General features: G+C 66.6%; 11 protein-coding genes and 1 pseudogene. 9 read left to right on the top strand and 3 right to left on the bottom strand.

Annotated features, from left to right (window positions below; genetic code table 11):
• Positions 1–7: 7 nt before the first annotated feature.
• Positions 8–124 (top strand): PEP-CTERM sorting domain-containing protein, encoded by a 117-nt coding sequence (locus Q1M07_RS18715; protein ID WP_366983974.1) that lies wholly within the window; start codon positions 8–10, stop codon positions 122–124.
• A 162-nt stretch (positions 125–286) separates the two neighbouring features.
• On the opposite strand, the gene Q1M07_RS05680 is transcribed toward Q1M07_RS18715, so the two are convergent.
• Both Q1M07_RS05680 and Q1M07_RS05675 read right to left on the bottom strand, forming a co-directional pair.
• Positions 287–1,078 (bottom strand): hypothetical protein, encoded by a 792-nt coding sequence (locus tag Q1M07_RS05680; RefSeq protein WP_300451915.1) that lies wholly within the window; start codon positions 1,076–1,078, stop codon positions 287–289.
• 168 nt (positions 1,079–1,246) lie between these two features.
• The gene (locus Q1M07_RS05675; protein ID WP_300451913.1) at positions 1,247–2,359 is read right to left on the bottom strand and encodes a hypothetical protein; all 1,113 of its coding nucleotides are present in this window, start codon (positions 2,357–2,359) and stop codon (positions 1,247–1,249) included.
• 294 nt (positions 2,360–2,653) lie between these two features.
• Between Q1M07_RS05675 and Q1M07_RS05670 the strand changes: the two genes are divergently transcribed.
• The 7 genes and pseudogenes from Q1M07_RS05670 (at position 2,654) to Q1M07_RS05640 (ending at position 10,856) form a co-directional block, all read left to right on the top strand.
• Positions 2,654–3,793 (top strand): hypothetical protein, encoded by a 1,140-nt coding sequence (locus tag Q1M07_RS05670; protein ID WP_300451909.1) that lies wholly within the window; start codon positions 2,654–2,656, stop codon positions 3,791–3,793.
• Positions 3,794–4,061: 268 nt separating this feature from the next.
• The gene (locus Q1M07_RS05665) at positions 4,062–4,880 is read left to right on the top strand and encodes a dienelactone hydrolase family protein (protein ID WP_300451920.1); all 819 of its coding nucleotides are present in this window, start codon (positions 4,062–4,064) and stop codon (positions 4,878–4,880) included.
• A 237-nt stretch (positions 4,881–5,117) separates the two neighbouring features.
• On the top strand, positions 5,118–6,314 hold the full coding sequence (locus tag Q1M07_RS05660) for an ATP-binding protein (RefSeq protein WP_300451906.1): 1,197 nt from the start codon (positions 5,118–5,120) through the stop codon (positions 6,312–6,314).
• A complete protein-coding gene (locus Q1M07_RS05655; RefSeq protein ID WP_366983972.1) occupies positions 6,304–9,198 on the top strand; it encodes a tetratricopeptide repeat protein in 2,895 nt (964 codons plus the stop codon). The genes Q1M07_RS05660 and Q1M07_RS05655 overlap by 11 nt, the downstream gene beginning before the upstream one ends.
• Before the next feature lie 167 nt (positions 9,199–9,365).
• The gene (locus Q1M07_RS05650; RefSeq protein ID WP_300451903.1) at positions 9,366–9,998 is read left to right on the top strand and encodes a class I SAM-dependent methyltransferase; all 633 of its coding nucleotides are present in this window, start codon (positions 9,366–9,368) and stop codon (positions 9,996–9,998) included.
• 230 nt (positions 9,999–10,228) lie between these two features.
• Complete coding sequence (vapB, locus tag Q1M07_RS05645; protein ID WP_300451900.1) at positions 10,229–10,462, top strand: type II toxin-antitoxin system VapB family antitoxin; 234 nt, start codon at positions 10,229–10,231, stop codon at positions 10,460–10,462.
• 3 nt (positions 10,463–10,465) lie between these two features.
• Positions 10,466–10,856 (top strand): annotated as a pseudogene (locus Q1M07_RS05640) (PIN domain-containing protein).
• A gap of 691 nt (positions 10,857–11,547) precedes the next feature.
• Here Q1M07_RS05640 and Q1M07_RS05635 read toward each other — a convergent pair.
• Positions 11,548–12,105: a winged helix DNA-binding protein gene (locus Q1M07_RS05635; RefSeq protein ID WP_300451898.1), complete on the bottom strand. Its 558-nt coding sequence runs from the start codon at positions 12,103–12,105 to the stop codon at positions 11,548–11,550.
• Between the two features lie 181 nt (positions 12,106–12,286).
• Between Q1M07_RS05635 and Q1M07_RS05630 the strand changes: the two genes are divergently transcribed.
• Positions 12,287–12,990: TRAP transporter substrate-binding protein (locus tag Q1M07_RS05630; protein WP_300451895.1), on the top strand; the 704-nt coding region annotated here is incomplete at its 3' end.

Here is a 12,990-nt window from a genome sequence, read left to right as displayed (position 1 = left end):
GTACGACATCTTCGACAATGTCGACTTCACGCTGAACCGCGCTCCGGAGCCGGGTTCCATCGCTCTCGTCGGTCTCGCCCTGCTCGGGCTGGGTGCCGGTCGGGTACGCAAGGCGGCCAAGTAAGATTGACGGGACCGGGGTCGGAACTGGTGTCCGGCCCGGGCGCCTGACCCGATAAGCGCCGAGTGAATCGAGTCGCCGGACGGCGCAAAGTAGTATAGGGAAGAGCCTGCGGGCTCTTCCTTTTTTTGTGCCTTGTCCAGCGCAGCGCCGGCGGCGCTCGGCTCACACCGCGAACAGCCCGATGACTCCGGTCACCAGTTTGAGTACTCCGGCCACTCTCGCCAAGGCCGTGCTGACGTCGACCATCTCTTGGCTTGCCTCGTTGAGGCCGGCGATGCTGCGCTCGATGTTGGCCTGAGCATCGAGCATCTTCTGCGAGGACAGGATCAGGTCGATCTTCGCGTCCTTGAGCTCTCGTTTCCGGTCGGCGATTTCATCATACCGCGCCATCAGGGCTGGCCTGTCGCCAGCGGAGGCTTGCGGCATCAGTTCGCGCAGCCTGTCCAGCAATCGACCCAAGGTCCGTTCCGCCTCGTCCAATTGCTCCCTCAGAACATAACCCTGGCATTCGGCGAAGGTGTCGGGACCGAAGACACGCCGGTAGACGGCGGGCAGCAACGCATCGCATTTGGCGACCTTCAACTGGTCGGTGCCGATCCACGAAAAAACGCAATAGCCGGGGTCGGTCGGCGAGGGGGCCGACGGTCCTTCGGCTGCCGCGGCGCCTTCCTCGACGGGCACGTGGTGCCTGCCGTCCGCGTCAGTGATGGTCAGCCTTTCCGCCGTTTTGGGAAAGACCACGTCTTCCTCATAGACGAACGGACGGGTGGCCGGCAGAACGATCTCCGGCCGGATGAAATACAGCGCAAACACGGGCGGCAGGATGAGGAAGGGCAGTTGTTCGATATCCACCTTGACGTTCATTCCCGGCACGGTGCCGGTCGCGATGACCTTCACCACATGCCCGTTGCGAATCGCCCGATACTCCGCTTTTCCCAGTTCCTTGCTTGGCATGGTTTTTCTCCTCTGGCAGCAATGGCCGCGTCGACCAGCCTCCGGCAGTCGCGGCCGCCTGTCGGAGTGACGATTCGCCACGCGTCCGGCAAGCGCCTCGGGATCGGCGACTCGGAAGCGGGAAGCCGTTCCGGTCGCCGATCGTCGGGCGCTTCGCCGCGACTTCGCTCAAGGCCGCCGCAACGCCGCCATGCTGGCCCTGAGCGCCTCGGCTTTCTCCAGGAAGGCGACGGTGGCTTCGATGACCGCCTGTTCCTGGCGCCGCGTATCGTCTTCGAGTGCCTTGGCCAGCGCTTCGTGGGCCTTGACCATCTCGTCGGCGGCCGCACTGGGGTCGCTGGAACGCAGCTTCTCGAGAGTCATGGCGGTCGATTGCAGGGCATCGAGGCGCGACGCATAAGCCTGCTCGTCGAGCAATTGCTCGATGGCGCCGACCGTCGATCGCCGATCTGCCGGGCAGGAGGCGCACGAGGTCCTGGCCGCCGCGTTGCGCACCCTCGTCTTGTCAGGATTCAGTTTCGACGCCAGCCGAGCCTCGGTCGCTTTGAGCGCCACCAGTTGCTCGCCCCTCAACTCCTCCAGGATCTTGCCGAGCTCTGTTCCCACAACGGCGACCGACTGGCGGGCACGGAGTACGGCTTTGCGCAATTCGCAATAGCGGCGCCAGTCCAGGATGGCGGTCGTGATGTAGTTGAGCAGTCCGATGAACGGTCCGGCCGGCGCCACCTCGCGCGCGGTGCTGGAACCCTCGCCGCCGGCTACGGCCACGAGTTCACCAACCGCGCCGGCGAGCTTGACCTGAGCCGCGCGCAGGGCGTCGAGGTCGGCGGCGTTGGTGATGGCCGCGAGCGAGCCGGAATACTTCTGCAGCGTCTTCACGTAGGGCATGAGCCTGACGTTCTCGTCGAACGGTAGTGCCGATAAGTCCCAATCCTCGAGTGGCTTATGCCGCAGACCGCAGGTATCTCTCTCGATACCCTCCGTTTTCCGGTCGCCGAGATTCGCCTGCGGGCTCGTGTCCCCTCGATTGTCCGGTCGTCGGGGTGGGTCGCCGCTGGGGCAGCGCTCCGACAGGGCCAACTCCGGGCGCTCGTCGATCCAGCGCCAGCGATGGCGAGTGACATTGGCGGCGTTTTCGCTTGCGACACTGAGCCGGGTGGCTTCGGCGAGTTGATTGACGCCCTTCGAGAAGGCGTCGATTTCCGGCTTGTACAGGTAAGGCGAGCAAGCGGCCGAGATGCCGGCCAGGGAAACCGTTATCACGCTGTGATGAAGACGCATTGACTTTTCCCTCCTCGAGAGCATGCCGATTGGCAAGCTTGGCCACGAGTATGGCCTTCGGCGAACCGCTTCGCATCACCCAAACGGGGGATGGGCGGGCCGCCGCTCCGATGGCGTGCGGGAGCGCGCGGTAGAGACAGGTCGCGCTGGCGGCCGGCCGCCAAACCAAGACAGTGGCTGGTTGGCGATTTCTGCCGTAGCATGACTATTGGCCGCTTGCCGTTCCCGGAACGACTGGAGGAGAGGGCGCAAGTACGGCCGAACCGCATCGCCGGTGTCCGGGGAGCCGCCGCCATGGATCAACTCGCACGCTTCAGCCGTCTGGTGCACCTGCTGCAGGAGGCGCCGCTGGCGCCAAACCGCTGGGATGCGGTCGTTTCCGCCATCGTCGCGGCGACCGGCGGCAGCGAGGGCATACTCTTTTCACCGGAGCTGCCGCCGTCCGGCGGCGGGTTCTGGGCGTCGCACTCGATCCTGCCGCCGCACATGGAAACCTATGCCGCGCACTACGGCACAAAGGACGTCTGGCGCCATTCGCGGCCCGATCTGTATCGTGTCGCGAGGCGCCTGATTGCCGACGACGAACTGATCGATCCCGTCTCGATGCGGCGCAGCGAGTTTTACACCGACTTTCTGAAGCCGTTGGCGATCGGCCGTCTGGTGTGCGGTGTCGTGCATCCGTCGGACAGTACGGCGATTGCCGGCGGGCTGCTGCTCAGCATCTTCAAGCCGATGCGCGAGCCGGGCTTCGACGAGCCGCAGCAGGATCTGATGCGCCGCCTGATTCCCCATGTGCAGGCGGCCTTCGACACCTGGCGCCTGCTGGGAGCCCAGCGGCGAACGCAGGATCTGAGCGAGGCGGCTCTCGACGCGCTGGCGACGGCCGTGCTGCTGGTCGACCGGGAAGCGCGACTGCTGTTCGCCAACCGGGCCGCCGAAGGTCTGTTCGCTGACGCCGACGGTCTGGCGTTGCGCCATGGTGTGCTGGTCGGCGTGCTGGAACGTGAGACGACTCGTCTGCACGCTTTCCTGGCGGGGCTGTTGGCGCCGCCCGGCCGGGCGCCGGCCATCCACCTGCATCGCCTCGCGCGACGCTCGGGACGACCCTCCTATGCCTGTTTCGCCCACCCGCTGCCGTCCGATGCCGGACTGTTCGACGTGCCGGGTCGCGCGGCGGCCATCGTCTTCGTTCGCGACCCCGTCGCCCGCGGCCTGCTGGAACCGGAAGCGCTGCAACAATTGCACGATCTCAGCCACGCCGAAGCGCTCCTGGCTTGTCTGTTGGCGCAGGGATTCGCTCTCGGCGCCGTCGCCGCGCTGCGTGGCATCAGCTACGAAACCGCGCGCTGCCAGTTGAAGAGTGTCTTCGACAAGACGGGTTGCCGCCGCCAGGCGGAACTGGTGGCCTTGCTGGCCGGAAGCGGCCGCATATGACGCGCCGTCGGGCGCCGACTTGAACTCGACGCGCCTCCGGTCATCGACTGAAAACACCTAGAAAATGTCTGAATGGACACTCGAAACCGGGGCGTCGGACGAGTCTAATAAGGCTCGTCCGCTGGCCAGCCTGTCGTTTCTTGCCCAGGTGCCGAGCCGAAGCGCCCACCGGCGAGCGACGCGTCGGCGGCTCGGGGCGACCGGACGGACGACGCTTCGGCAAGAGATCGCCGAAGCCCTCGATGACACGGACCAGCGGAGGCAGTCGATGACCGGACGCAACATGAATGAGGACGACGCGCTCGAAGACTTCGCCGCGCGCCAGATCGCGCTCGACGGCGTGACCAGGAAGGTGTACGTGGCCGGCGCCGGGCCGGCGGTGATCGTCATGGCCGAGATGCCGGGCATCAGCCCACAGGTGGCGCGTTTCGGCCGCTGGGTGCGCGACGCCGGACTGACCGTCTATCTGCCGTCGCTCTTCGGCCGCGACGGCGCCGTGGCGAGCGCCGACGAAGGCGCGCAGGTCTTCCGGCAAGCCTGTGTCAGCGCCGAGTTTCGCGCCTTCGCCGCCAACGCGTCGAGTCCCGTCACACAGTGGCTCAGAGCCCTGGCCAGGCTGGCGCATGGAGAGTGCGGCGGACGCGGTGTCGGCGCCATCGGCATGTGCTTCACAGGCAACTTCGCCTTGTCGATGATGCTCGAACCGGCGTTGCTGGCACCGGTGCTGGCGCAGCCGTCGCTGCCGCTCGACGACCCTGGCGGCATCGAGATGGCGGCCGACGAACTGCAGGCGGTCCGCCAGCGCCTCGAAGGCGAGGATCTCACGGTGCTCGCCTATCGCTTCGCGGGCGACCGATTTTGCCGCGCCGAGCGCTTCGCGGCCTACGCCGCGGCGCTCGGCGACCGCTTCGTCGGCCGCGTCTTGCCCGACAGTGCGGCCAATCCCGAGGTGCCGCCCTTCGTCGCCCGGCACGTGGTCACCCCGCACAGTGTGCTGACCACGCATCTGATCGACCAGGCGGGCCAGCCGACGCTGGCGGCGCGCGACGAGATCCTGGCCTTCTTCCGTCAGCGGCTGCTGGCCTGAGCGGCGGCCTTCAGGGCCGGCGCCACGCCGTGCGCGCCGGCGGGAATCCGCTGCCGTGCGCCGTGCCCGGCCGAACGGTCGAGCGCGGTGAGCCCAGCGGCGCGGCAAGTCGGCGTCCTGTGGCCATTCGAACGCGGGCGAGACTAGCACAGAGTGATCCATATCGCGGCGGGTGTTGACTCGTGCCGATCACTACTACAAAATTGCAGCACTTCGTTTTTGTAGCAATGCAATGTCGTGTCAATACCGGTTGGATCGAAAGCGGAAGGCGGGCAGTTCCATGGTCGTCAGCGTGAGCTGAGCGACCTGTGGGATCTGTTCGAGTCCAACAACGTCCTGCTCAGCGGGCCGCGACGTCTCGGCAAGTCGTCGATCCTGCAAAGGCTGGCCGACGACGCGCCGTCGCATGGCTGGCATGCCGTGCTGATCGACCTGCAAGGCCATGGCACGGCGGAAGAAATGCTTGCGGAGATCGACCGCGCCTTGCCCGAACCGGCGATCAAACGTTGGCTTGAAACGGCCAGGAAAGGCGCCGGCCGCGCCGCTGACCGGCTGCGCAAGCTCGAACTCAGGCTGCCTGGCGGCTTGGGCGGGTCGATCGACCTGCAGGCGCCGCCCGCCGCGGCGTGGGCGCCGCAGGCCCAGCGCATCCAGTCACGGCTGGCCCCACAGCCCGTCCTGATCCTGTTCGACGAATTCTCGGTCTTTCTCGAAAAGCTGATCAGCCACGATCGCGCAGTCGCCGAGCTTCTGGTCGGCTGGCTGCGAACCTGGCGCCTCGCCTCGCAGGTGCAATGCCGCTTCGTCTTTTCCGGCTCGGTCGGCCTGAATACGCTGCTCACCCGACACCATCTGATCACCTGCTTCAACGATTGCTACGACTTCCGGCTGCAGGCCTTTTCGCGCCGGGAGGCCATCGCCATGCTGGAAGCCGAACTGCGCGGAGAAGGCTGGCCGCATGCGCCGGATGTCCCCGGCCACATCTGCGACCGCGTCGGGTGGCTGTCGCCCTTTTACGTCAATCTGCTTCTCGTCGAAGCCCTGCGCGCGGCGCGCGATCGTCAGGCCGAAGCCGGCGTCAGCGGCACACCGCTGACGACGAACGACGTGGACGACGGTTACGAAAGGCTGCTCGCGGTCCGCTCTCGCTTCGTGCATTGGTCGCAGCGTCTGGAGCGCGATCTGGCAAAGGACGCACTGACCGTGGCCCTGCGCGTTCTGGCCGCCGTCGCTGCGAGAACGGACGGCCTCACGCGCAGACAACTCGTTGCCCGGCTCGCCACCGTCGAACCCGACCCCGACGCGCGCGCACGCCGCTTCGACGAAGTGCTGTGGCACCTGGAAGAAGACGGCTACCTGACCACCGAGGCGGACCGCGTGAGCTTCCCATCGTTCCTGCTGCGCGACTACTGGCAACGCAACCATGGCCGTTGACCCGCACCCGCGGCCCATGCGGGCGGCCGTCAAGTACAACCCGCACCTGTGGAGCGACGACGAGCTGCGCGACGTCTTCGTCGTCCGCCAGACACGTCTGAACGATCTGCTCGATCGGGTGCGTTCCACGCCCGCGGAAATCGTGCCGCAGGCGACCCTGCTCGTGGGCGCCCGCGGCATGGGCAAGACCACGCTGCTGCGGCGCTTGGCGCTGGCGGTGCGCGAAGACCCCGCGCTGGCGTCGCGCTGGCTGCCGCTCACCTTTCCCGAGGAACAGTACACGGTGTCGAGCCTGGCCGAACTTTGGCGCAATGTGCTCGACGCCCTGATCGACGCGCTCGAACAATCGGGCGCGTCGAAGTCCGAAGTCGCCGAACTCGACCGTCGCGCGCACGAACTCACCCAAGTGGGACGCGAAGAGCAGGCGGCATCGGCGCTGTCGTTGATCACCACCTGGTGTGACACTCATCAAAAGCGGTTGCTGCTGCTCATCGACAGCACCGATCTGCTGCTCGAAGGCATTCGCCGCGCCTCTTCGGCGCCGGCCAGAAAGGCGAAACCCGGCCGCGGGTCGGCGGCGGCAAGGAACAAAGACGACACCGCGCTCTGGCAGTTGCGCAAGGTGCTGCTGCAGACCCGATGCCTGATGTGGATCGGCGCCACCTACCAGTCGCTGGAGTCCCATTACGCCTACGCCGACGCCTTTCACGATTTCTTCGATTTGATCGAGCTCTCCCCGCTCAGTCTCAACGACATGCAGGAAGCGCTGGTCGCCCTCGCCCGACGCTTCGGCATGCGGGGAATCACCGACCCGGCCGAAGCCGAGGCCGCGATGCGCGGAGAATTGTCGGCGCGTCCCGAACGCCTGCGCGCGCTGCGCACGCTGACCGGCGGCAACCCGCGCACCACGGCCATCCTTTACGAACTCTTCGCCGCCGGCGCGGATGGCGACCTGCATGGCGATCTGCGTGCGCTGCTGGATCTCATGACGCCGCTGTACAAGTCGCGCATGGAGCAGCTCGCCGAACAGCCGCGCAAGATCCTGGCGCACGTCATGGAGGCCTGGGACCCGGTCTCGGCGCGCGATCTCGCCCAGGCCTCCGGTATTGCGGTGACCACGGTCAGCGCGCAGCTCGTGCGCCTCGAGCACGAGGGTCTGGTGCAGAAGGTGCCGCTGGCCGGCGTCGCGCGCAGCGGGTTTCAGGTGACCGAGCGTTTCTTCAACATCTGGTTCCTGATGCGCCACGCCGCCCGCCGCCTGCGCCAAAGGCTGACCTGGCTGATCGAGTTCATGCGCCTCTGGTACCGGGGCGAGGAACTGCAGGAAATCGCACTGCATCGCGCCTCTTGGCACCAGCGGCGCGCTGTGCTGTCGCCAGAGCAGGCCGAATTCTCCCGCGCGTTGGCGCGCACGATGCCCGCCGGCCAGCTCGCGCGCGAGCGGCTCGACTACGCGGTCTGCCGGCAAGCGCGCGATCGCGCCGAGGCCTTGCAGCAGCGCATCGGCGACGTCTATCCCGATCTCTTCGACCTGCAGGGCGACGACCGAGCCTACCTCTCGGGCGACGCCTGCCACAAGCGCTTCGTGCAGGTGCAACAGGCGCTCGCGGCCATTCCCGCCGACGACGATGCCGATCGCGATCGTTGGGTGCGCCGCGTGTTGGGCTCGCTCGACGCCAGCCTGGCCGAGAAGCTGGCGCTGGCGCGGTCGACGCCACGGCTGACGCGCGCGCTCGCGCAGCGCCCGTGGCCGTTCCCGCATCGCGACTTACGCCGGCGGCTGATCGCCGCAGCCTTCGCCGCCGAGGCGCGGGAGACCGTCTCGGCGCTGCTTTCGAGCGGCGACCTGTTGCCCGATTGCGCCGACCTCGACTTCTTCCGCAAACAGCTTGCCGGCACGCTGCCTGCGCATTCCGCCGCCGCGGACCTGGCCTTGACGCTCTTCGTCGGGTGTTCGGGGGGAACGTGCGCCGCCTCGCTGGTCGCTGAACTTGCACAACAATGGGCCGGGCAGCCCGATCGCGCGCGCCTCCTGGCACTCGCGGCGATCGACACCGATCTCGCCGCGGCACGCCGGCTCGCCGACGCCGCGTGTGCGCAGGAAGCCGTAGCGACCGCTCTCAGCCATCTCGTCGCCGGTCTGACCTGGAGCTACCCGCCGGTCGACGCAGAGCGGGCCGAAGCCGCGTACCGCCAGGCCATTGCCCTCGACGAAAACTTCGCTGCGCCCTGGTTCGGCCTGGGCCACCTGCTGCACAACCACCTCAAGCGCTACGACGAGGCCGAAGCCGCGTATCGCCAGGCCATCGCCCTCGACGCGACCAACGCCTGGCCCTGGTACAACCTGGGCATCCTCTATCTGGACCGGCTGCAGCGCTGCGCCGAGGCCGAAGCGGCGTTTCTCGTTGCGCAGAAGCTGGCGCCGGAAGAGCCAGTAATCTGGACGAATCACGCTCGCCTGCTCGCCGGCCTTGGGCGCAAGGAGGAGGCCGACGCCGGCTTCCGGCGAGCCGTCGAGCTTCTCGGAACTTACCCGCCTGAGGGCGAAGCCGGCGATCCGCAGTTGCGGCTGCAGGCGCACCTTTGGTTGAACAACCGCGATTTGGCGCAAACGGCGCTGCAAGATCTGGCCGCCCGGGCCGAAGGCGGCGACGCCGCGTCCTTCTCGCGACTTCGCGCGCAGGTGTCCGAGTGCCACCGCATGGGCATCGGGCAGCGGCTGGCGGACTTGATGCAAGCGAGCCCGCTTGCGGACTTCCTCGCGCCGTTCGCACTGGCGCTCAGCGCGGCCGGCGCGGGCTCGATGGAGGCGCTCGACGGCGCGTCGGCAGAAATCAGGGTGCTCGCGAGCGAAGTGCTGCGCGAGCTGGAGTCGAAGGGGTGAGCGCGGCACGCCGAAGGAAGATCCGTCGTGCTTGCCTTTCCCGTCGCCCCGAAGGTATCGTCGTTGCAACAGAGGGGGCAAACCCCGTTGCCGTCGGAGTTCCGGCCAGACCCGCGGTAAACGGCGGTCGCGGGGCCCTGTCAGTCTCTCGGTAAGGAGTTTGCACGATGCCGTTGAAGCAGGAAGAACTGACGACGATCTCGACCCGGACGCTCGCGCATTACGAGCACCATGCCGCCGACTTCTGGGCCGGGACGTGCCACCACGACGTCAGCCAGAACATCGACGCGCTGCTCCGGCACATCACCGGCGAGGCGCCGTACCGGCTGCTCGACTTCGGCTGCGGGCCGGGACGCGATCTCAAGGCGCTGTCCGCCCTCGGCCACCATGTCACCGGACTCGACGGCTCGCCCAGCTTTGCCTGCATGGCGCGCGAGCACAGTGGCTGCGACGTGCTGGTCCAGGATTTCCTCGCGCTCGACCTCCCCGCCTCACACTTCGACGGCATCTTCGCCAACGCCTCGCTTTTCCACGTGCCGACGCAGGAATTGCCGCACGTGCTGCACACGCTGCGGCACGCGCTCAGACCCGGTGGCGTGCTTTTCACTTCCAACCCGCACGGCGGCGACGAGGAAGGCTGGAACGGCGAACGCTACGCGGCCTACCTCTCGCTCGCCAGTTGGCGCGCCTTCCTGTCCGCCGCCGGTTTTACCGAACTCGAGCACTACTACCGACCGCCCGGACTGCCGCGGGCGCAGCAGCCCTGGCTCGCCAGCGTCTGGCGCAAGCCGGCCCGGTAGAAGGTCTTTGGCGGAGCGAACGTTTTCGGGACGCGTCAGCCGCGGCATCGGCCGTTACCGCGGCGCCCGATCGCCGGGCGATGCGGGACCGGTTTTCCGGTTCGAGCCAGGTCACCCGCAGGTCAACCGGGGAATCGGGGAAGCCGGCACCGCCGCCAACCCGGCGCTTGATTCTCGACCTCGGCGCGAATGGTATATCGCTCGTGTATATAGCCTCCCGGAGGCCGACCATGGCCTCCAGCACCGTCTTCACCAACAACCGCTCCCAGGCGGTTCGCCTGCCTGCCGAGCGGCGCTTTCCGGATTCGATCAAGAAGGTCGATGTGCGGGCCGTCGGCCAGGAACGCATCATTGCCCCCGTCGAAGCGGCCTGGGACAGTTTTTTCCTGGGCGAAAGCACCGTGACCGACGATTTGCTGCCGGACCGGGCCACCCAGGAGCAGCCGGATCGGGAAAGCCTTTGATCCGTGCTGACCCACCGGCTCGATACCCACTTCGTCATTTACGTCGTCAAGCGGCGTCCGATCGAGGCTTTGGCGTCCTTCAACCGCCACTACGGCCGCTTGGCCGTCTGCCGAGCTGGTCCATGGTGCCGAGAGAAGCCGCGACCCCGCGCGCAACCCTTCCGTGGTCGAGGATTTCCGCAGCCGCCTGAGCGTCCTGCCCCCTGGCGAGCGGGAAGCCTACCACTACGGCGGCATCCGCGCCGCGCTGGAAAAGCGGGGCCAGCCCATCGGCGTCAATGACTTGCACATTGCCGCTCAGGCGCGCGCCCACGGCTTGGCCCTGGTCACCAACAAGCAGCGGGAATTCGAGCGGGTGCCGGGGCTGATGCTCGAAAACTGGGTCGCTGGCTGAGGGTGCCCTTGCGAAAAGCCGGCTGCAAATTGCCCCGAATTCGATTTTTTTCCGGCCGGCGGAATGGCTTTTCGAGGCACCCGCAAGCCGCGCGGCAGGAATGAACACTGATGGCGTAACCAGAGAAGCACGAGCTAAACGCAAGCGTATCCGACTTCCAACCCATGACGTCGATGGTCGCGGCGCTGGCCGGGGCGATACCGAACACAGCGGCTGCCAGGGTGTCAGGGGCGAATCAAGCGGCGCCGGACAGGATTAAACGCTACAGGCGCCCGTGCCGAAACCGATCTGGGATAGTCAGGAGTACTTCCCCTCCCGCCTTCCTGTTTTCCGGGGCCCGCCGGATGGCGGGTGCCGCCTCCGCATCGATTCCCATCAGGCGGAATAACGGATCTTTCAGCAAGGCCGCCGGCATGCCCTGTCGGCGCGCGTGTCTGACTCTTGACCGAAGCCGCTTGACTGTCTCGCCTTTCTTGTCGCCCTGATGAGCCGCGTGTGCCATGGGATGGATGAGCGCGACCTTGCCGCCAACCCGCTGCCGCAAGGCGCAACCTCCCGCCGCCATGGCGTCCGCCAGGCTTCCCGTTCGCCCACCGGCCCCGTCGCCGACCCTCGGGTCGGTGCTCGCCTCGACGCGCCCGCCGCCGGAACGCGGCGCGCGGCATCGGCCGCGGCGAACGAGGGCAACCCGTCAGTAGACGGTCGCCGCCCGCGCCGCCTGGTCGTAGCGGCCCGACAGTTGGCGCAGTATCCGCGCCAGGTCGCCCAGACGGGCGTTTTCCTCTTCCTGCCCCGAAAAGCCGGGCATCAGGCAGGCTTCCCGCACCGCGCGGTAGCGCTGGCACAGGGCATTCCCTTCTTCCGTCGTGGCAAAGAACACCTCCTTGCCACGCTTGCTGCTGCTCAGCAAGCCCATCGCCGAGAGCTTCTTGACCGAATAACTGACCACATGCGTATCCTCGATGTTGAGGACGAAACAGATATCGGCCAGACGCTTTTCCGTCCGCCGGTGATTGATGTGGTGCAGGACCAGCACATCCACCGGCGCCATGTCCTTGACGCCGGCCGCGCCCATGCAGCGGATCAGCCAGCGGTTGAAGGCGTGGGTGGCGATGATCAGGCCGAACTCGAGCTCGGAGAGCTCCGGCGACTTTTCGGACACCAGGTGCGAAGAGGAAACGATGCGCTGCCCGACCGGGGGAACGGGCACCGCGGCGGCTTGTTCATTGGCTTCCGGATGGCTGGACATGTTTTTTCTCCCAGAATTCGACGGAGATTATAGCGAATATCATGTTGACTTTTTGTCGACGAATTCTTAACGTTACGTCGCCATTCCCATCAAGGTCGCGAACCGCTTCGTCCGCTCCCGCGCAGAGCCATCCGATGCCTGATATGGCGTTCATCCACACCACAACGAGGAGACTTCCGTGCTGAAAACCTTCGCCGCCCTCGGCATCGGTACCGCCCTGACGTTTTCGTCCGCCGTCGCGGTCGCCCAGCAGAAATGGGACATGCCGACCGGCTACCCGACATCGAACTTCCACACCGCCAACATCCAGCTCTTCGCCAAGGACGTCGAGAAGGCCACCGGCGGCAAGCTGACCTTGACCATCCACGACAACGGCTCGTTGTTCAAGGCCAACGAAATCAAGCGCTCGGTTCAGGGCGGGCAGGCTCAGATCGGTGAAATCATCATTTCCGGCTACTCCAACGAGAACGTCCTGTTCGGGGTGGACTCCATTCCTTTCCTCGCCACCAGCTATGCGGAATCCGAGAAGCTGTGGAAGGCCACCAAGGCGGCCACGGAAGCGCTCCTCGCCAAGCAGGGTCTGAAGGTCCTTTACGCCGTTCCCTGGCCACCGCAAGGCATTTTCAGCGCCAAGCCGATCGATTCGGCGGCCGACCTGAAGGGCGCCAAGTGGCGTGCCTACAACCCGAACACCAGTCGCATCGCCCAACTCGTCGGCGCCCAGCCGGTCACCGTGCAGGCCGCCGAACTGACCCAGGCGCTGGCCACCGGCACCGTCAACACCTTCATGACTTCCGGCGCCACCGGCTACGACAGCAAGGTCTGGGAACAGGTGAAGTACTACTACGACGTCAGCGCCTGGCTGCCGAAGAACCTGGTCATCGT

The organism is Accumulibacter sp., from assembly GCF_029255285.1.
Taxonomy (GTDB): domain Bacteria; phylum Pseudomonadota; class Gammaproteobacteria; order Burkholderiales; family Rhodocyclaceae; genus Accumulibacter.
The sequence above is the reverse complement of the archived record's forward strand: the minus strand, read 5'-3'. Positions and strand labels throughout refer to the sequence as shown.

Bases quoted from the DNA above. Each gene is read 5' to 3' on its own strand.
- Q1M07_RS05680 (WP_300451915.1), bottom strand. From the start codon at position 1,078: ATGCCAAGCAAGGAACTGGGAAAAGCGGAGTATCGGGCGATTCGCAAC.
- Q1M07_RS05675 (WP_300451913.1), bottom strand. From the start codon at position 2,359: ATGCGTCTTCATCACAGCGTGATAACGGTTTCCCTGGCCGGCATCTCG.
- Q1M07_RS05670 (WP_300451909.1), top strand. From the start codon at position 2,654: ATGGATCAACTCGCACGCTTCAGCCGTCTGGTGCACCTGCTGCAGGAG.
- Q1M07_RS05665 (WP_300451920.1), top strand. From the start codon at position 4,062: ATGACCGGACGCAACATGAATGAGGACGACGCGCTCGAAGACTTCGCC.
- Q1M07_RS05655 (WP_366983972.1), top strand. From the start codon at position 6,304: ATGGCCGTTGACCCGCACCCGCGGCCCATGCGGGCGGCCGTCAAGTAC.
- Q1M07_RS05650 (WP_300451903.1), top strand. From the start codon at position 9,366: ATGCCGTTGAAGCAGGAAGAACTGACGACGATCTCGACCCGGACGCTC.
- vapB (WP_300451900.1), top strand. From the start codon at position 10,229: ATGGCCTCCAGCACCGTCTTCACCAACAACCGCTCCCAGGCGGTTCGC.
- Q1M07_RS05635 (WP_300451898.1), bottom strand. From the start codon at position 12,105: ATGTCCAGCCATCCGGAAGCCAATGAACAAGCCGCCGCGGTGCCCGTT.